At 71.4% G+C, this 16,891-nt stretch carries 18 protein-coding genes; 13 read left to right on the top strand and 5 right to left on the bottom strand.

Annotated elements, in window-relative coordinates; translation table 11 throughout:
- The first annotated feature begins 49 nt into the window (after positions 1 to 49).
- The 4 genes from BM228_RS04435 to BM228_RS04420 all read left to right on the top strand — a co-directional run bounded on the left by BM228_RS04435 (position 50) and on the right by BM228_RS04420 (position 4,705).
- Positions 50 to 2,128 carry a HAMP domain-containing methyl-accepting chemotaxis protein gene (locus tag BM228_RS04435; RefSeq protein WP_092037573.1) on the top strand — a complete coding sequence of 693 codons (2,079 nt, stop codon included), beginning with the start codon at positions 50 to 52 and terminating at the stop codon, positions 2,126 to 2,128.
- A gap of 138 nt (positions 2,129 to 2,266) precedes the next feature.
- On the top strand, positions 2,267 to 2,740 hold the full coding sequence (locus BM228_RS04430; RefSeq protein ID WP_092037570.1) for a chemotaxis protein CheW: 474 nt from the start codon (positions 2,267 to 2,269) through the stop codon (positions 2,738 to 2,740).
- A gap of 22 nt (positions 2,741 to 2,762) precedes the next feature.
- Complete coding sequence (locus BM228_RS04425) at positions 2,763 to 3,608, top strand: CheR family methyltransferase (RefSeq protein WP_092037568.1); 846 nt, start codon at positions 2,763 to 2,765, stop codon at positions 3,606 to 3,608.
- A complete protein-coding gene (locus BM228_RS04420) occupies positions 3,605 to 4,705 on the top strand; it encodes a protein-glutamate methylesterase/protein-glutamine glutaminase (protein WP_092037566.1) in 1,101 nt (366 codons plus the stop codon). Before BM228_RS04425 ends, BM228_RS04420 begins: the two co-directional genes overlap by 4 nt.
- Positions 4,706 to 4,719: 14 nt before the next feature.
- Here the strand turns inward: BM228_RS04420 and BM228_RS04415 are convergent, their stop codons facing one another.
- Positions 4,720 to 5,610: a LysR family transcriptional regulator gene (locus BM228_RS04415; protein ID WP_092037564.1), complete on the bottom strand. Its 891-nt coding sequence runs from the start codon at positions 5,608 to 5,610 to the stop codon at positions 4,720 to 4,722.
- Positions 5,611 to 5,735: 125 nt separating this feature from the next.
- On the opposite strand from BM228_RS04415, the gene BM228_RS04410 reads away from it, so the two are divergent.
- On the top strand, positions 5,736 to 6,122 hold the full coding sequence (locus BM228_RS04410) for a DUF4260 family protein (RefSeq protein ID WP_092037562.1): 387 nt from the start codon (positions 5,736 to 5,738) through the stop codon (positions 6,120 to 6,122).
- A gap of 27 nt (positions 6,123 to 6,149) precedes the next feature.
- Here BM228_RS04410 and BM228_RS04405 read toward each other — a convergent pair whose 3' ends face one another.
- The gene (locus BM228_RS04405; RefSeq protein ID WP_092037560.1) at positions 6,150 to 6,455 is read right to left on the bottom strand and encodes a hypothetical protein; all 306 of its coding nucleotides are present in this window, start codon (positions 6,453 to 6,455) and stop codon (positions 6,150 to 6,152) included.
- 697 nt (positions 6,456 to 7,152) lie between these two features.
- On the opposite strand from BM228_RS04405, the gene BM228_RS04400 reads away from it, so the two are divergent.
- The 8 genes from BM228_RS04400 (at position 7,153) to BM228_RS04365 (ending at position 13,798) form a co-directional block, all read left to right on the top strand.
- Positions 7,153 to 7,395 carry a hypothetical protein gene (locus BM228_RS04400; RefSeq protein ID WP_208611977.1) on the top strand — a complete coding sequence of 81 codons (243 nt, stop codon included), beginning with the start codon at positions 7,153 to 7,155 and terminating at the stop codon, positions 7,393 to 7,395.
- Positions 7,392 to 7,679 carry a DUF3761 domain-containing protein gene (locus BM228_RS04395; protein ID WP_092037555.1) on the top strand — a complete coding sequence of 96 codons (288 nt, stop codon included), beginning with the start codon at positions 7,392 to 7,394 and terminating at the stop codon, positions 7,677 to 7,679. Before BM228_RS04400 ends, BM228_RS04395 begins: the two co-directional genes overlap by 4 nt.
- Positions 7,680 to 7,791: 112 nt before the next feature.
- A complete protein-coding gene (locus BM228_RS04390; RefSeq protein WP_092037553.1) occupies positions 7,792 to 8,454 on the top strand; it encodes a hypothetical protein in 663 nt (220 codons plus the stop codon).
- Complete coding sequence (locus BM228_RS04385; RefSeq protein WP_208611976.1) at positions 8,420 to 9,724, top strand: DNA-packaging protein; 1,305 nt, start codon at positions 8,420 to 8,422, stop codon at positions 9,722 to 9,724. The genes BM228_RS04390 and BM228_RS04385 overlap by 35 nt, the downstream gene beginning before the upstream one ends.
- Before the next feature lie 104 nt (positions 9,725 to 9,828).
- A complete protein-coding gene (locus BM228_RS04380; protein ID WP_092037551.1) occupies positions 9,829 to 10,083 on the top strand; it encodes a hypothetical protein in 255 nt (84 codons plus the stop codon).
- A gap of 655 nt (positions 10,084 to 10,738) precedes the next feature.
- On the top strand, positions 10,739 to 11,926 hold the full coding sequence (locus BM228_RS04375) for a phage portal protein (protein WP_092037549.1): 1,188 nt from the start codon (positions 10,739 to 10,741) through the stop codon (positions 11,924 to 11,926).
- A 64-nt stretch (positions 11,927 to 11,990) separates the two neighbouring features.
- On the top strand, positions 11,991 to 12,506 hold the full coding sequence (locus BM228_RS04370; RefSeq protein ID WP_092037547.1) for an HK97 family phage prohead protease: 516 nt from the start codon (positions 11,991 to 11,993) through the stop codon (positions 12,504 to 12,506).
- A complete protein-coding gene (locus BM228_RS04365) occupies positions 12,503 to 13,798 on the top strand; it encodes a phage major capsid protein (RefSeq protein WP_092037545.1) in 1,296 nt (431 codons plus the stop codon). Before BM228_RS04370 ends, BM228_RS04365 begins: the two co-directional genes overlap by 4 nt.
- A gap of 328 nt (positions 13,799 to 14,126) precedes the next feature.
- Here the strand turns inward: BM228_RS04365 and dps are convergent, their stop codons facing one another.
- The 3 genes from dps to BM228_RS04350 all read right to left on the bottom strand — a co-directional run bounded on the left by dps (position 14,127) and on the right by BM228_RS04350 (position 16,867).
- Positions 14,127 to 14,657: a DNA starvation/stationary phase protection protein Dps gene (gene dps, locus BM228_RS04360; protein ID WP_092037543.1), complete on the bottom strand. Its 531-nt coding sequence runs from the start codon at positions 14,655 to 14,657 to the stop codon at positions 14,127 to 14,129.
- Positions 14,658 to 14,837: 180 nt separating this feature from the next.
- The gene (locus BM228_RS04355; protein ID WP_092037541.1) at positions 14,838 to 15,743 is read right to left on the bottom strand and encodes a S1 family peptidase; all 906 of its coding nucleotides are present in this window, start codon (positions 15,741 to 15,743) and stop codon (positions 14,838 to 14,840) included.
- Between the two features lie 386 nt (positions 15,744 to 16,129).
- Positions 16,130 to 16,867: a trypsin-like serine protease gene (locus BM228_RS04350; protein ID WP_092037540.1), complete on the bottom strand. Its 738-nt coding sequence runs from the start codon at positions 16,865 to 16,867 to the stop codon at positions 16,130 to 16,132.
- Between the last annotated feature and the right edge of the window lie 24 nt (positions 16,868 to 16,891).

Here is a 16,891-nt window from a genome sequence, read left to right as displayed (position 1 = left end):
GGACTCAGCCCGCGCGGCGCAGTTCCAGTTTCACCCAGCAGGCTGACCCATGCGTTTCACCATTCGAGCCAAACTGGCTCTGAGTTTCGGCCTGATCCTCGTCCTTCTGGGCGGGGCCGGCTACCTCGCCATCGCGAGCCTCGGCGCCTCGAACGAGCGCATGCAGGCCTTCGCGACCGGGCCGTTCGCGCAGGTCCAGCGCGTCCTGCGCGTCGAGACCTTGGCGGTCGAGGCGGCGCGCATCATGAACCGCACCCTGCTGGAGCCGACCGATGCCGGCCGGGCGCAGCTCACCCTCGACTTCAAGGCCCAGGACAGCCGGTTCCGCGCCCTCGTGGCGGAGTTCACCGACCGGGCCTCGCTGGAGGAGCGCGCCCGGATCAAGCCCCTGCAGGACCATTGGAACCAGCTGAACGAGATCGCCGGTAAGAGCTTGGAGTTGTCGGCCAAGAACGGCAACAACAATGCCATCGGCATCGCCGGCAATGAGCAGATGGCCGCCTACGGGACCGTGATGGCCCGGATCGAGGAGCTGGCCGCCCGCCCGGACCTGTCGGTGGAGAACCGCCGCCTGGTCGACGCCATCGAGCTGCGGGTGACCCGCCTCCTGGCCGAGGTCTATCGCGAGGTGATGATCAGCGACGACGCGATGCTCGCCAAGTTCGCCAGCGAGTACCAGGAGCATCGCCGCCAGCTCAATCAGGATCTCGCCCGGCTCACCGAGGCCGGCCGCGCCGACGGCTTCCTCGACGGGGTCAAGGCGATCGCGGCCGCGGTCAAGACCTGGGAGCCGATCGGCGAGCGGATCTTCGCCCTCGGCCTGGCCAACACCGACGCCAAGGCGCTGCTGATCATCGTGGGTCCGTTCACCCAGGCCCGGGCGGCGGTCACCGAGGAGGCCGCGAAGCTGCGCGCCTACGAGGAGGACGTGGCCCAGAACTTCGTCCGCGACACCCAGGCCGCCTACGAGACCACCCGGCTGCTGCTGGTCAGCGTCATCGCCGGCGCGGTGGCGATCGGTCTCGCCATGGCGATCTGGCTGTCGCTCTCGATCTCCCGGGGCCTGAATCGGGCGGTCGAGGCCGCGAGCCGCGTCGCCGAGGGCGACCTGAAGCAGGACGTGGTCGCGACCAGCCGCGACGAGATCGGCGACCTGCTGCGCGCCGTCCAGGCGATGAACCTGAAGCTGCGCGAGGTCGTGGGCCAGGTCATCCTGGCCTCGAGCAACGTCTCGGCCGGCTCGCAGGAGCTGTCCTCCTCGGCCGAGCAGCTGTCGCAGGGCTCCACTGAGCAGGCGGCCTCTACCGAAGAAGCCTCCGCCTCCATGGAGGAGATGGCCGCCAACGTGAAGCAGAACGCCGAGAACGCCAGCCAGACCGAGGCGATCGCCCGGCAATCCGCCAAGGATGCCGAGGCCAGCGGCGCCGCGGTCGGCCAGGCGGTCGACGCCATGCAGACCATCGCGCAGAAGATCACCATCGTTCAGGAGATCGCCCGCCAGACCGATCTGCTGGCGCTCAACGCCGCCGTCGAGGCGGCCCGGGCCGGCGAGCACGGCCGCGGCTTCGCGGTGGTGGCCTCCGAAGTGCGCAAGCTCGCCGAGCGTAGCCAAGCCGCCGCGGCCGAGATCGGCACCCTGTCGGCGGACACGGTGAAGGCGGCTCAGCAGGCCGGTGAGATGCTCGGGCGTCTGGTGCCCGACATCCGCAAGACCGCGCTGCTGGTGGAAGAGATCTCGGCGGCTTGCCGGGAGCAGGATGTCGGCTCGGCGCAGATCAATCAGGCGATCCAGCAGCTCGACAAGGTCACCCAGCAGAACGCCAGCGCGTCCGAGCAGGTCTCGGCGACCTCGGAAGAGCTGGCCACGCAAGCGGAGCGGTTGCAGGCGACGATCGCGTATTTCCGCATCGACGAGGCGGATGCCCGGATCGACGTGGCGGCGACGCAGCTGCGGGCGACCGCGGCCCGGATGGGCGTGCCGGCCAGGGGTGCCGCCGTGAAGGGGGCTCCCCTCAAGGGCGCAACCAAGGCCCGCCTCGGCCGGCCCGGCCGGGCCGTGGGCGGCGGCTTCGACCTCGACATGGGCGAGGGCGACGCTCGCGACGCCGACTTCATCCGCGCCGCGTGAGCGGCCCCGACACCGCGCGGGCTTTTCGTCCGCGCGGTGCCGTCCCTGAAACGACCGATTCCCAAGTCGCCGCGGCGCAAGCCCGTGTCCCCCGGTACGGGCAGGACCCGACCGGCAGCGGCCCAGCCGGAGACCAGCATGTCCAGCGTGTGGCAATACCTGACCCTCGGCCTCGATCGCGAGATCTTCGGGATCGACATCGAATCCGTGCACGAGATCCTCGATTACCGGGTGCCGGCGGCGCTGCCGCACGCGCCCCCGTTCCTGGTCGGCATGATCGATGTGCGCGGCCAGAGCTATCCGGTGATCGACCTGCGCACGAAGCTCGGCCTGCCGGCGATCGCCGTGACCCAGGCGACCCGGATCATCCTGCTCAACATCCCCATGGGCGACCGGGAGATGCGGGTCGGCTTCGTGGCCGACCGGGTGATCGAGGTGGCCGAGCTCGACAGTGCCGAGCTGGAGCCGGCTCCGGATGTCGGCGGCCGCTGGCGCTCGACCTACATCGCCGGGATCGGCCGCAAGGGCGAGGCCTTCGTGGTCGTGTTCGACCTCAAGGCGCTGATGGCGGGCGACGACCCCGCCCTGCTCATGCCGTCGCTGGCGGCCTGACCGCCGCATAAGGACCGATGCCATGCCGCGCCTGAAAGACCGCCATTTCGACACCGTCGCGGAGATGATCCAGGACCGGGTCGGGATCCAGATTCCCCCGGCCAAGCGGACCATGGTGGAGGGGCGGCTGCGCAAGCGCATGCGCGCCCTCGAGATCGAGTCGCTGTCGGATTACGGGCGCCACGTCTTCGAGGAGGGGCACCTCTCCGAAGAGTTCGTCCACATCATCGACTGCGTCACCACCAACAAGACCGATTTCTTCCGCGAGCCGGCGCATTTCGACCAGCTCCGGGACGAGCTGGTGCCGATGCTGCTCCGGGGCGCCGCCGCGCAAGGGCGCCTCAAGCTCTGGAGCGCCGCCGCCTCCACGGGGGCCGAGGCCTACACCCTCGCCATGGTGCTGCACGAGATGGCGATGGCCGGGCACGCCCTCGACTACGCGATCCTCGGCACCGACGTCTCCACGGAGGTCCTGCGGGTCGCGGCCGACGGCATCTACCCGGAGGACGTCCTCCAGGCGGTGCCGCCGCATTTCCGCAGGCGCTACGTGATGAATGCCCGGGACCCATCCTGGAAGGTCGGGCGGATCGTCCCGGAACTGCGCAGCCGGGTCCGCTTCAAGCACCTGAACCTTATGAACGCCCAGTACGCGGTCGATCGCGACATCGACATCATCTTCTGCCGCAACGTCCTGATCTACTTCGACAAGGACACCCAGCGGGCAGTGCTGTCCCGGCTCGCCACACATCTCCAGCCCGGCGGCTTCCTGGTGGTCGGCCACTCCGAATCGATGGCCGGGGCGGGGGTGCCGGGCTTGGTGCAGGTCTCCTCGACGATCTTCGCCCGGTCGAAGGGCGCGATCGGATGAAGCGGACGGCACCGATCCGCGTTCTGATCGTCGATGATTCCGCCTCGGTCCGCCAGACCCTGGTCAGCATCCTGGAGGCAGCCCCCGACATTGCCGTGCTCGGCACCGCGGCCGATCCGTTCATCGCGGCGCGGCGCATCCACGACGAGGTCCCGGACGTCATCATCCTCGACCTCGAAATGCCCCGGATGGACGGGCTGACCTTCCTGCGCAAGATCATGGCGCAGCGGCCGATCCCGGTGATCATCTGCTCGACGCTCACCGACCAGGGCTCGCGGACCCTGTTCGAGGTGCTGGAGGCGGGCGCCGTCGACGTCCTGCCCAAGCCCCGCATCGACACGCGCCAGTTCCTGATGGAATCCTCGGTGCGGGTCTGCGACGCCGTCCGGGGCGCCGCCGGGGCGAAGCTGCGCCCGAGCCGCCCGGCTTTCCGGGCGGTGGAGAAGAAGCTCACCGCCGACGCCGTGCTGCCGCCCGCGGGCCGCCGCCGGACCCTGGCCGGGACCGAGCCGATCGTCTGCATCGGCGCCTCCACGGGCGGCACGGAATCCCTGCGCGACGTGCTCGAAGGGCTGCCGGCCGATTGCCCGGGCCTCGTGATCGTCCAGCACATGCCCGAGCATTTCACCGCCGCCTTCGCCAAGCGGCTGAACGGGCTCTGCACCATCGCGGTGAAAGAGGCGGAGGACGGCGACGCGGTCGAACCCGGGCGAGCCCTGATCGCCCCGGGCGGTCGGCACCTGCTGCTCCAGCGCAGCGGCAACCGCTACACCGTGGCGGTGAAGGACGGCCCGCTGGTCTCGCGCCACCGCCCCTCGGTGGACGTGCTGTTCCGCGGGGCCGCGCAATGCGCCGGCGCCAACGCGCTCGGCATCCTGATGACCGGCATGGGCGACGACGGCGCCAACGGCCTTCTGGAGATGCGCCGGGCCGGCGCCCTCACGGTGGCGCAGGACGAGGAGAGCTGCGTGGTGTTCGGCATGCCCAAGGAGGCGATCGAGCGCGGCGCCGCCATCAAGATCCTGCCGCTGGACCGCCTGCCCCACGAGATCATCCGGTTCGGCCTCGCCCCGGTGCAGCAGCGCCAGCCGGCCTGAGGCGAGGGACTTCGTCAGCCGCCGCGCAGCACATCGATGAGCGCGCCCGACACAAAATCGGCGACCCGCCGGATCCGGGCGTTGCCGCGCACCTCCTCGTGCAGGACCAGCCAGACGGGCAGGGGGGCGATGTGCAGGCCGATCTCCGCCTGCTCCAGCTCGGGCTGGCGCCCGGCCAGAAGCACCTGGGCGAAGCCGAGGCCGGCCCCGGCCAGCATCAGGTTCCAATAGACCATCTGGTCGTCGCAGCGGATCGAAAAATCCTCGCGCGCCGCCCGGAGCCCGTGGGCGGCATAGGCCCGCAGGAGGGCATCGTTGCGGTCGAAGCCGAGCACGTCGTGCCCGGCCAGATCCGCCACAGTGCGGGGCCGTCCGCGGCGCTCGAAATAGCCGTGCGTGCCGAACAGCCCGAGCGGTGCCTCCCCGAGCCGGCGGGCGATCAGGGCGTTCTGGGTCGGGTCGAACATGCGGATCGCGATGTCGGCATCCCGCCGCAGCAGATTCTGGGCCTGATCGGAGGCGACCAGCTCGATCTGGATGCGCGGCTCGGCCGCCCGCAGCTCCGCCAGGATCGGCGGCAGCAGGAGGTTGGCGACCATCACCGAGGCGGTGATCCGCACGGTGCCGCTCAGGCCCTGCGCCCGGCCTTGCGCCTTCAGCGCCAGCGCCTCCGCGGCGGCACCCATGGCGCGGGCATCCGCGATCAGGCTCAGGGCCGCCTCGGTCGGTTCGAGCCCTCGCGCCGTGCGGGTGAACAGGGTGACGCCGAACGCCGTCTCCAGAGCGCGGATATGCCGGCTCAGGGTCGGCTGGGTCGCCCCGACGCGGGCGGCCGCCGCCGACAGCGAGCGCATGTCCACCACCGCGAGGAACGAGCGCAGCAGGGTCCAATCGGGGGTATTCATTTTTCGGACTATGCCATGCGAAACGTCTGTCTCGCCATGCACGCATAGATGATCGAGTCTTCGGCCGTCCACCCGGCGCGTCGTCCCGAATGCCGGATCCGGGACGACGCGCCGGGAGATTCATCATGGCCGGAACCGTAACAGGCGCGCCGCGGCGGCTCCTCCGCCTGGAAGGCTTGGTCGTCCTGATCGCCGCCTCGGTGACGTATGGCCGTCTGGAAGCGAGTGGGTGGCTTTTCGGGCTGCTGTTCTTCGTCCCCGACCTGACCCTGCTCGGCTACGGCGCCGGGCGCGCCGCGGGGGCCGCGTTCTACAATGCCGGGCACTGGTACGGCCTGCCGGCGGCGTGCCTGGCCTGGGGCGTGCTCGCGCCGGCGCCGGAGATCCTGGCGGCGGGCCTGATCTGGGCCGCCCATATCGGCTTCGACCGCGCGCTGGGCTACGGGCTCAAATATCCGGCCGGTTTCGGCCTCACCCATCTCGGGGCGATCGGGACCGGCTCCAGCGCCTAGTCCGGACAGGCGCTGGCCGGCGGCCGATCACGCCCGGCGGCGGTGACCCGCCAGCGTATCGTTGGCGATGACGGGCGGCGCTTCGGGCTGCGCGCCCAAGACCGGCTTGTGCAGCGTCGCCGGAGGCCGGCTCCGCAGGGCGGCCAGCAGGAGGCCGGCGAAGACCGCCGCGCTCCCCGCCCCGAACGGTGCCAGAAGGAGCGCGCCGAGGCCGAACCAGGGCCAGGCGCACAAACAGGTCAGGATGCCACCCGCCAGGGTCGCCAGCACCAGAACGAACACTTCGCCCCCGTATTCGCTTTCGAACGCGTCGCCGCCAAGCGGCTGATGCAAGTTAACGCCACATACAGGCCCGCGGCAATCCCAGTATTTTTGCAGGGCGCCGCGCGAAAACCGGCCGCGCCATGCCCGTTACGCAGCCGGGCGAGGGATTTTCATCCCAGGGGCTCCAGGCGCGTGGGATTATAGAGGGCGAAATCTGAGCGGGGCCGGACCGCCGCGATCGGTTGCTGTCCCAGAAGACTGCATGCGCCGTCCCGACCGGACGCCCGTGCACCTCACGGCCGTTCCGGGTGCGGCACAGGTCCTCTCGCCCGTGCGGGCTAGCAGCTTCACACATCGTACTCGGTGATGCGCGACGCGCTCTCCTCCCCCTTGCGGGGAGGCGTGGGAGGTGGGGGTGGCGCAGAAGACCCCGCTGCGCCCCATCCGGCACCACCCCCAACCTCTGCCCCTCCCCACAAGGGGGAGGGGAAAACGCGTGGTGTTTCAGGTTCTTGCTACCGAACGCGATGTGTGAATCTGCCAGCCCGCGCGGGAGCGGGGGCGCGACGCGGCCTGCACAAGCGGATCTGTGACCATCGTCGGCAAGCGGGGCGAGGGGCCGCCTGATCCGCTCTCCGGCCTCGCCAATCAACAACCTGTAGGAGGTTTAAGCCTAACCAGAAATAGCGCGTGACGGCCGAGTTTAGGTTGTGTCTGATGCTGGCAGACACAACCTTGAGGGTGCGCCGTGAGACCGATCCTGATCGTGACCGTCCTCTTGCTGACGGTCGGGGGCGCCCGCGCTCGGGGCGGGGGTGGTCATGGTCTGAGCGGAACCGGGTCGAGCGGCGCGAGCCATGCGGTGTCCGGCTACACCACCTCCCGCGGGACCGTCGTCGGGCCCTACCACGCCACCAACCCGAACGGCACCGCGCGCGACAATTTCGGGACCCGGGGCAACGTCAACCCGTATACCGGCGCCGTCGGCACCCACGGGGCCGACCGATGATGCGCCTCGCCTGCCCACGGCTGGCCCTAGCCGGTGCCGTGCTCCTCGGCCTCGCCGGGGGAGCCAGCGCCCGGGAGTTCCGCGAGCCCGACGAATCGACCCTCGACCGGCACGGCCATTATCGCAACCGCGACGGCTTCGAGGTCCATCGCCCGGCCAAGACCCGCGACGGCAACAAGCCGGCCGGCGCCACGGCCAAGTGCCGGGATGAGACGTGGAGCTTCAGCCGCAACCACCGGGGCACCTGCTCCGGCCATGGCGGCGTGGCGCATTGGGAGGGCTGAGCGAACGCAAAAATCTCGGCCTAAAATCCAAAGATAGGAATTTTTAGGTTGACACCGTCCCGCTTCTCGGGTACATCCAGGGCACGGTCGAAAAGTGTGCGGAGCGGCGGCGATGCGGACACTTGAGGCCCTGCCGGCCGAGCGGCGCGCGGCGGTCGAGCGGCTGCTGCGCGAGACCGCGCTGTCGGTCGAGGAGATCAGCACCCGCACCGGCGTGAAGCCGGCCACGATCCTTACCTGGAACGCCCGGTCGGGCTGGCTGCGGCCGCGCCGCTGGCGGCATGGTGTCGCCGCGCGCTGGCCGGAGGCGCGGCGGGCCGCGCTCGCCCGGCTGCTGGGCGAGGCGCGCAACGATCCGGAGGACGTCGCCGAGGCGGCCGGTGTCGGGCGCGAAGCCGCCGCCCGGCTCCTGGCGCTCTGCGGCGTCGCCCGCCCCGAGCCCGCGGCCGAGCCGGAGGCGGCGGTCGAGCCCGGCCTCCTCGATCCCGACGCGGCGGCGGACCCGCCGACCCTGCGAGCGCATCTGCGCGCCCATATCGCCCGGCAGATCGCCGCCTTCGACGCGGCGCTGAACGGGGAGGGCGCGGCCGTGCTCGATTCCGCCCGAGTGCTGCGCGACCTCGGCGGCCTCAAGCGGCTGCTCGACGAGATCGGTTCGGGACACGGGCGAGAGAGCGGGGAGGGCGGCGATGGCACCGAGCCCGATCTGCCGGCCCTGCGCGCGGAGATCGCGCGCCGCTATGCTGGCTTTGTCCGCGGCCGGACAGCTGCCTGACTTCCTGGCGACCCTGCCGGCGCCGCTGGTTACTGCTCTCGCCGAAGACTGGCTGCACCAGGCCCGGCCCGACCAACTGCCGCCTTCGGAGACTGCCTGGACGACCTGGGCGGTGATCGGCGGCCGTGGCAGCGGCAAGACCCGCACTGGGGCCGAATGGGTCGATGCGATCGCCCGGGGCGATCCGGCCTTCACGCCCGAGCCGGTCGGGCGCATCGCGCTCGTGGGCGAGACCCATCTCGACGTGCGCGACGTGATGGTCGAGGGACCGTCCGGCCTGCTCAACCTGCCGGGCCGGGGCTGGGCGCGGCCGCACTGGTCGCCGAGCCGGCGCCGGCTCGCCTGGGACAACGGCGCGGTGGCGCTGGCCTTCTCGGCAGAGGAGCCCGATGCGCTGCGCGGCCCGCAATTCGGCGCCGCCTGGTGCGACGAGGCCGCCAAGTGGCGCCGGCCCGAGGCCGCCTTCGACATGCTGCAATTCGGGCTGCGGCTCGGCGCCCGCCCGCGCAACCTCGTCACCACGACACCGCGGCCGGTGCCCCTGATCCGCCGCCTGCTCGCCGATCCGCGTACCGTGGTGAGCCGCGCCCGCACCCACGACAATGCCGCGCACCTCGCCCCGGACTTTTTGGAGGCAGTGGTCGGGCGCTATGCCGGCACCCGGCTCGGCCGCCAGGAGCTCGACGGCGAGTTGATCGCCGACCGGGACGATTCCCTGTGGGACCGGGCCGCTCTGGAGGCTGGCCGTCTCTCCGCCACGCCGGAACTCGCCCGGATCGTCGTGGCGGTGGACCCGCCCGCGACCTCGGGGGCGCGCTCGGATGTCTGCGGGATCGTGGCCGCGGGCCGGGCCGGCGCCCGAGCCTACGTGCTGGCCGATGCCAGTCTCGCCCGGGCGAGCCCCCAGGCTTGGGCCGGAGCCGCGCTGGCGCTCTATCACCGGCTCGGGGCCGATGCCCTGGTGGTCGAGGTCAACCAGGGCGGCGAGATGGCCGCCGCGGTGCTGGCCCAATGCGACCCGGCGGTGCCGGTCACCCCGGTCCGGGCGAGCCGCGGCAAGTATCTGCGCGCCGAGCCGGTCTCGCTGCTCTACGCACGCGGCCTCGTCCACCATGTCGGGGCGTTTCCGGCCCTGGAGGACGAGCTGTGTGATTTCGGGCCGGACGGGTTGTCGAGCGGCGCCTCGCCCGACCGGCTCGACGCCCTGGTCTGGGCGATCACCCACTTGATGCTCGACGGGGCGCGGGAGCCGCGGATCCGCCGGCTGTGAGGGGCGCGTGCGGCCTCACACGGGAACGTGACGCACAGCTGCATCCATAAATTGCATACATTCCGCCCGGCTGATAGTGTCGACCACATATCGGAGGGCGGCCCGTGAACGCGGATCCTGATCCTGAGAGCAGCTGTCTGCCCGACAGCGCCCATCGCCGCCTGCGGTCGATCGCCGAAACCCTCGGCTGCTCGGTCTCCGATTTCTTCGGTCCGACGACGAGCCGTTCCGACCTGAGCGCCACGGTCGAGTTGCTGCGTCTGTGGAACGCGATCACCGACGAGGCCGACCGCGCTGCCGTGCTCCGCCACGCCCGGGAAGCCGCCGGTGTCGTCGCGCGCGAGGTCGAGACCGTTTAACGGCGGGACTTTATGTCCGACCGTTGAGCAGGGTGCCATTCTTGCTCAACAGCCGACGGCTGGCGATTGCATCGTGATTTTATTCAAGACCATTCGTTTCAAGCCCGACGCTGATCTTCAAGCCGTGACGCGAGGGGCGACCGTATAGATCACGCTGTCATTCCGGGGCGCCGGAGGCGAGCCCGGAATCCAGAACCGCCGACGGTGCAAGATCGTGCGCCACCTCCGTGTCTGGATCCCAAGCTCCGCTTCGCGGCCCCGGGATGACAGGGCGGGTGATGGGACGCTTCGGGGATCCTGCGATCGATGGGAGAATAAGACTCCCCGCTCGATCGCGAACGGTGTTCCACCGAGACCGCACAATCAGGCTGCCCGCCCGCTTCCGCGCGCAAAACAATACGGCGCGCCTCGGTGAGAAGCGCGCCGGGAGTCGGTTCGTGGTCTCTGGAACGAACTGAATCCTGAATACACGACTCGGCCGATCATGGCTGTGACAGCGTAGCCACGGTGACGGCTCGGGGTGCGGCGAAATCACCGCACCCACTCGGCCGCGTGGTGGCACGCCAACCCGAAAACCGCATCGCCGAACGCTGCCCCGGCCCGCGAGCCGGCGGGCGGATCGGAGCCTCACACCCTAGCCCAGGATCGCACCGGCATGGCGACTCTCCTCGATCGGCTGGCACGGGTTGCGCGTCACGCCGCCCGCCCGGCAGGGCCGGATCTCGTGACCAAGGCCGCCCCGGCCTTCGCGCTCTACACCGACGGGCGGGCGAGCTGGACGTCCCGGGACCCGGCGGCGCTGGCCCGGGCCGGGTACCAGGGCAACCCGATCGTGCACCGGGCGGTCCGGCTGGTCGCCGAGGGGGCGGCGAGCCTGCCCCTCGTCGCCACCGGCGCCGGCGCCGCGCGGGCCGGGGACCTGCTGGCCCTGCTCGCCCGGCCGAACCCGCGCGAGAGCGGCGCGCGCTTGCTGGAGACGCTTTACGCCGATCTCCTGCTCAGCGGCACGGCCTATCTGGAGGTGGTCAGCCTCGACGGGCGGGTCGCCGCCCTGCAGGCCCTGCGGCCGGCCCGGATGCGGATGGTGCCGGGCCCGGACGGCTGGCCCGTCGCCTATGTGTACACGGTCGCCGGGACCAGCCGCCGGTTCGACCTGCCGCCCCCCGGCGCCCCCGAGGTGGCGCCGATCCTGGCCCTGACCCTGTTCCACCCGGACGACGATTATGCCGGCCTCGCCCCGATCGAGGCGGCCGCCACCGCGCTGGACATCCACAACGCCGCCAGCGCCTGGAACAAGGCGCTCCTCGACAATGCCGCCCGGCCTTCGGGGGCGCTGGTCTTTGCCGGGGCCGCGCTCACCGAGCCGCAATTCGACCGGCTGAAGGCCGAGCTGGAGGCCAATTACCAGGGCGCCGCCAATGCCGGCCGGCCGCTGCTGCTGGAGGGCGGCCTCGACTGGAAGCCGCTGGCCCTCTCGCCCAAGGACATGGACTTCGTCGAGGCCAAGAACGCCGCCGCCCGGGAGATCGCCCTGGCCTTCGGGGTGCCGCCTCTGCTGCTCGGCCTGCCCGGCGACAACACCCACGCCAACTACGCCGAGGCCAACCGGGCGCTCTACCGCCAGACCCTGATCCCGCTCGCCGCCCGCACCGCCCAGGCGCTCGCCGGCTGGCTGGAACCTGCCTTCGGCCCCCTGGACCTCGAACCCGACCTCGACCGGATCGAGGCCCTGTCGGGCGAGCGGGAATCCCTCTGGCGCCGGGTCGAGGCGGCCGGGTTCCTGTCGGCGGCCGAGAAGCGCGAGGCGGTGGGCTACCCGCCAGTCCCGGGGTCCGGGGCCTGAGGCCCCGGCGGGTCCGGGCGGAGCCCGGGTCTCGGTTCGTAGCACTCAGTCTCGGAGCCTTTCGATGGATGGCCATTTCTCCGGCTACGCCAGCGTGTTCGGCGTGCCCGATCTCGGCCGCGACGTGGTGGTGCCGGGGGCTTTTGCGGCGAGCCTGGCGCGCCGGGGGGCCGCGGGGGTGCGGCTGCTGTTCCAGCACGATCCGGCCGAGCCGATCGGGCGCTGGCTGACGCTGCGCGAGGATGCCCGCGGCCTGTTCGCCGAGGGACAGCTCAACCTCGCGGTCCAGCGCGCCCGGGAGGTGGACGCGCTGCTGCGCGGCGGCGGTCTCGACGGGCTGTCGATCGGATTCCGCACGCTCCTAGCCCGCAAGGGCGCCGGGGGCGAGCGCCGGCTCCAGCGGGTCGATCTCTGGGAGATTTCCCTGGTGACCTTCCCGCTGCAGCCCGGGGCCCGGGCGAGCCCGAGCCCGACCCCCGACGACATCCGCGGCCTCGCCCGCCGGATCGCCCCCGCCGTCCGCCCGAGCGCGGCGGCTCGTTTTCGCTTCGCCCACCCCAGCCACGAGGTTGCCCGATGATGTCCCACGCCATCGCCCCGTCGAACCCCGCCCCGGAGACCAAGGCTGTGCTGCCCGGCCTGGAGAACAAGGCCGGCCGCCCCGGGGCCGAACCGGTCCAGCCGGCGCTCGACGAGCTCGCCACCGCCTTCGAGGCCTTCAAGGAGACCAACGACACGCGCATCGCCCAGATCGAGGGCCGCCTCGGCACCGACGTGCTCACCGAGGAAAAGCTCGCCCGGATCGACGCGGCGCTCGACGCCGCCCGGACGCGGCTCGACCGGATCACCCTCGACCGCGCCCGGCCGCCGCTCGGCCAGCCCGGCCCCCGGGAGGATGCGGCTGCGCAGGAGCACAAGGCCGCCTTCGACCTTTATGTCCGGGCCGGCGAGAGCGCCGGGCTGAAGCGCCTGGAGGCCAAGGCCCTATCGGCCGGATCGGGGCCGGACGGTGGCTATCTCGTGCCGCAGACCCTGGAGCGGACCGTGCTGGCGCGCCTGGCGAATGTCTCGCCGATCCGGTCCATCGCCAGCGTGCAGCAGATCTCCGGCGCCCAGTACAAGCGCGCCGCCTCGGTGGGCGCCCCGGCTACCGGCTGGGTCGCCGAGACCGCACCGCGCCCCGGCACCGACGGGCCGGTGCTCGCCGAGATCGCGTTCCCGGCCATGGAGCTCTACGCCATGCCGGCCGCGACCCAGACGCTCCTGGACGACGCGGTGGTCGATCTCGACGCCTGGCTCTCGTCCGAGGTCGAGATGGCGTTTGCCGAGCAGGAGGGGGTGGCCTTCGTCACCGGCAACGGCGCCAGCCGCCCGCGCGGCTTCCTGAGCTACGACATTGTGGCCAACGCCGCCTGGGCGCCGGGCAAGCTCGGCTTCGTTGCCACCGGGGCGGCCGGGGCGTTCCCGCAGAGCAACCCGTCTGACGTGCTGTTCGATCTGGTCTACGCCCTGCGGGCGGCCTACCGCCAGAATGCCGGCTTCGTCATGAGCCGGCGCACCCAGAGCGCGATCCGCAAGTTCAAGGACGCGCAGGGCAACTACCTCTGGCACCCGCCGCTCACCGCCGACCGCTCCGCGACGCTGATCGGCTTCCCCGTCACCGAGGCCGAGGCGATGCCGGAGATCGCGGCCAACAGCCTGTCGGTGGCCTTCGGCGACTTCCGCCGGGGCTACCTCGTGGTCGACCGCACCGGCCTGCGGGTGCTGCGCGACCCGTATTCGGCCAAGCCCTACGTGCTGTTCTACGTCACCAAGCGCGTCGGCGGCGGGGTGCAGGACTTCGATGCGATCAAGGTTTTGAAGTTTGGGTGAGGCTGATTCTGTGTGCCTAAGCTGGCGTTTGCTCGCGGCCAGCCCGGCTCGTCTGCCAACAGGATGAGAGGCGTCTGTATAAATCACCCTGTCATTCCGGGGCGCCGCAGGCGAGCCCGGAATCCAGATCCTCCCTCGGTGCAAGACCTGGCTTCGCTGGCGTTTCTGGATCCCGGGCTCCGCTGCGCGACCCCGGGATGACAAAGCGGGTGATAGGAGGGCGAGAAAACGCTCAAACCCTTGGAGAAACGCCATAGCCAAATGCAATCGCCCTCCCCGTTACCGGGGAGGGCGATGTGACCAACGCTTTTGAATGCTGGGACGGGTCTTACCGGCCCGGGTTGCCGTCGCGCAGGGTGCCGGTCGGCTCCTGGACGTGGGCCTCAAGGAACCAGAGCTGCTTGTCGACCGCGCGCGAGATCTCGGTGAACAGGTCGGCCGTGTCGGGGTCGCCCGCCTCGTCGGTCTCGTCGATGTTCTCGCGCACCGCGTTGGCATAGGCGGCGTAGCTGTCGATCAGCGCCGCGATGTGGTCGGCGATGGCGTAGATGCCGGTCGGGTAGGGCGGCAGCTTGGTCTTCTCGGCGACCACCTGGGTCGAGCCGAACGCGGTGGCGCCGAGCTGCACGGCCCGCTCGGCGACCTTGTCGTTGAGGTCGTCGAGCTCGGTGCGGAAGCCGTCCAGCATCAGGTGGACGCCGATGAACTGCGGACCCTTGAGGTTCCAGTGGGCCTGCTTGACCGCCAGCGCCAGATCGATGCCGTCCGCCAGCCGGGCGTTGAGGGCACCGATCGAAACCTGCTTGGCGTTCGAGTCGGTGTTGTTGCGGGTCTTGTGCGCCCGGACGGTGTCAGCCATGAAAATGCTCCGTGAACATGCGATCGGGCGGCCGCGAATAGGCCGTTACGGCCGCGATGCCTCGCCCGACGCGATTGCGTTGCACAACGCGACGGCTCGCCCGGTGTTCCGAGCCGCAGGTCTGACCTGCTTCAGCCGCGACTGGTATTGGGAGCTTGTAACCGCCCTGCGGACCGGGCCTCAGCGGCGCCGGCCGGGCTTGGCCATCCAGTCGGAGCGGTTGCCCCGGGGCAGGGCCTCGCCCACCGGCATCCGCGCGAGTTCGGCCGACCGGGTGGCGATCCAGCCGGTATGCTCGGCCACCGGGGTCACCGCGGTGAAGCCGCCGCAGGCGGTCCGGCGCGCGCCCTGCTGCAGGGCGCCGCTCGACCAGCTGACCACGCCGACGATCCGGTAGCCCCCGGGGCCGCCGGCCAGGATCGGGCCGCCGGAATCGCCCAGGCACGCCCCGGCGCCGGAGGTCTCGGCCATCCGCCGCCGGTCGGTCACCACGGTCACCCGGTTGGCGACCTGCAACGAGCCGATCGACACGAGATGGGCGAGCCGCAGGGTGCGGGCCGTGTCCCGCCGGTTCTCGGCGACCACGCCGAAGCCGGCGATGTCCACCGGGGCGCCGGTATCGATCGAGGCGGCGCCGCGCGGATCGAGGGGAACGAAATCAGTGCCGAGCGGCGCTTCGAGCTTGAGCAAGGCGAGGTCGACGCCGGGCTGGTCCTCGGGCGTCGTGCCGGGCACGAAATCCGGGTGCATGGTCGCGGCGATGACCTGGGTGCGGTGCTGGCGGAAGCCGCGGTCGACGCTGATCACCGTGTAGCCGGCCGGGCGCATCACGCAATGGGCGGCGGTGAGCACGAGGTCCTGGGCGATCAGGGTGCCCGAGCAGATCTCGCCCTCGGTGCTCTCGATCCGCACCGCGAAGGTCCGCGCACCGTTGGGATCGCGGGTGGTGGTGCCGTTGATCACCGCCGCGGCCGGGGCCGGCATCAGGCCGGCCAAGGATCCGAGCAGGGCGCTCCCGAGCAGCCCGGCGCCGAGCCCCCAGCCATGGACGCGCGGGCCGGCCTTGCGGATCAGGCGACGGGACATCGGGCACTCCGGGGGCGCCGTGTCGGCGCGAGAGGGGACGCTGCGGCGAAGACGCGGCGCCAGGTGAGCCTAGAGCAAGCCAATGTCCCGGCCAAGCTGCGGTTCCGAACGGGCCGGTGATGGTGGGGAAGAAGCAGGTTCAAACGGCCTGTTCGACTGGTCTTCCATCCCTGCTTTGGGGGCGAGGGCAGAGATCGGGGGACCGCAAGGCCGACTGACTTCGCCCACCGTCATTGCGAGCGCAGCGAAGCAACCCAGGGAAACGCTCCGTCCGGGGGTCGCGCGCTGCCCTGGGTTGCTTCGCTCCGCTCGCAATGACGGCGTGCTGAAGCGGGGTCGACCGCTGCGGCTGCGACCTCGCAATTACCTCACCCGGTGACGGCCCGTCAGCCGCCCCAGCGCGCGCCGCGGCCCCATCCATCCAGCACCCGGTCGATCCAGCCGCGCTGGGGCCCCACGAGAACACCCTGGGTGAGGCCGCCGCAGGCGCCCCCGATCCAGGCGGCGAGCGCCAGGACAGCGCCGTCCGGACCTGTGATCGGGCCGCCGGAATCGCCCTGGCAGCCGCCGCCCGCGCCGCCCTGGAGCCAGACCAGGATGCGGCTCGGACCGTGGGGTTCGATCACCGGCAGGGCGACGCTGCGATAGGTGCCGGTCGTGCGCGGGTCGCCGGGTTTGGCCGCGCCGTAGCCCGCCAGGGTCAAAGACTCGCCGGCCCGCGGCTGCGCGGCGCTTAAGGTCACCGGGGGGAAGCGCGGCGGCAGCGGCGTCGCGGTGCGCAGGAGCGCGAGGTCGATGGAGCGCCTCCGGCCCGAGGCGGCGCCGGCATCGTAGCCCGGATGGATCGCCCGGCCCGCGACCTCGACCAGGACCGGCGCCCCGGACTCATCGCGAAAATGGATCCGGTGCTCCCGCCCGGCGGCGACGCAATGGGCGGCGGTGAGCACCGTGTCGGGGGCGAGCACCAGCCCGGTGCAGACGCCGCCGTTCGAGGACAGGACCATCACGGCCCCGCCGGACGGCGCCTCCGCGCCCCCGACGATCGCGCCGGCCGGGCCGGCCGCGAGCCACAGGGCCGCCGCCAGGACGATGAGGGGCGCCCGGCGGCGCTTCGGGACCGGCATTCGAGACATCCAGCGAGGGGGCAA

Origin of the sequence: Methylobacterium pseudosasicola, assembly GCF_900114535.1 — a bacterium.
GTDB classification, from domain to species: Bacteria; Pseudomonadota; Alphaproteobacteria; order Rhizobiales; family Beijerinckiaceae; genus Methylobacterium; species Methylobacterium pseudosasicola.
This window is presented reverse-complemented; position numbering and strand designations above follow the sequence as displayed.

Coding starts and splice junctions, on each gene's coding strand:
- BM228_RS04435 (WP_092037573.1), top strand. CDS start 50: ATGCGTTTCACCATTCGAGCCAAACTGGCTCTGAGTTTCGGCCTGATC.
- BM228_RS04430 (WP_092037570.1), top strand. CDS start 2,267: ATGTCCAGCGTGTGGCAATACCTGACCCTCGGCCTCGATCGCGAGATC.
- BM228_RS04425 (WP_092037568.1), top strand. CDS start 2,763: ATGCCGCGCCTGAAAGACCGCCATTTCGACACCGTCGCGGAGATGATC.
- BM228_RS04420 (WP_092037566.1), top strand. CDS start 3,605: ATGAAGCGGACGGCACCGATCCGCGTTCTGATCGTCGATGATTCCGCC.
- BM228_RS04415 (WP_092037564.1), bottom strand. CDS start 5,610: ATGAATACCCCCGATTGGACCCTGCTGCGCTCGTTCCTCGCGGTGGTG.
- BM228_RS04410 (WP_092037562.1), top strand. CDS start 5,736: ATGGCCGGAACCGTAACAGGCGCGCCGCGGCGGCTCCTCCGCCTGGAA.
- BM228_RS04395 (WP_092037555.1), top strand. CDS start 7,392: ATGATGCGCCTCGCCTGCCCACGGCTGGCCCTAGCCGGTGCCGTGCTC.
- BM228_RS04390 (WP_092037553.1), top strand. CDS start 7,792: ATGCGGACACTTGAGGCCCTGCCGGCCGAGCGGCGCGCGGCGGTCGAG.
- BM228_RS04385 (WP_208611976.1), top strand. CDS start 8,420: ATGCTGGCTTTGTCCGCGGCCGGACAGCTGCCTGACTTCCTGGCGACC.
- BM228_RS04375 (WP_092037549.1), top strand. CDS start 10,739: ATGGCGACTCTCCTCGATCGGCTGGCACGGGTTGCGCGTCACGCCGCC.
- BM228_RS04370 (WP_092037547.1), top strand. CDS start 11,991: ATGGATGGCCATTTCTCCGGCTACGCCAGCGTGTTCGGCGTGCCCGAT.
- BM228_RS04365 (WP_092037545.1), top strand. CDS start 12,503: ATGATGTCCCACGCCATCGCCCCGTCGAACCCCGCCCCGGAGACCAAG.
- dps (WP_092037543.1), bottom strand. CDS start 14,657: ATGGCTGACACCGTCCGGGCGCACAAGACCCGCAACAACACCGACTCG.
- BM228_RS04355 (WP_092037541.1), bottom strand. CDS start 15,743: ATGTCCCGTCGCCTGATCCGCAAGGCCGGCCCGCGCGTCCATGGCTGG.
- BM228_RS04350 (WP_092037540.1), bottom strand. CDS start 16,867: ATGCCGGTCCCGAAGCGCCGCCGGGCGCCCCTCATCGTCCTGGCGGCG.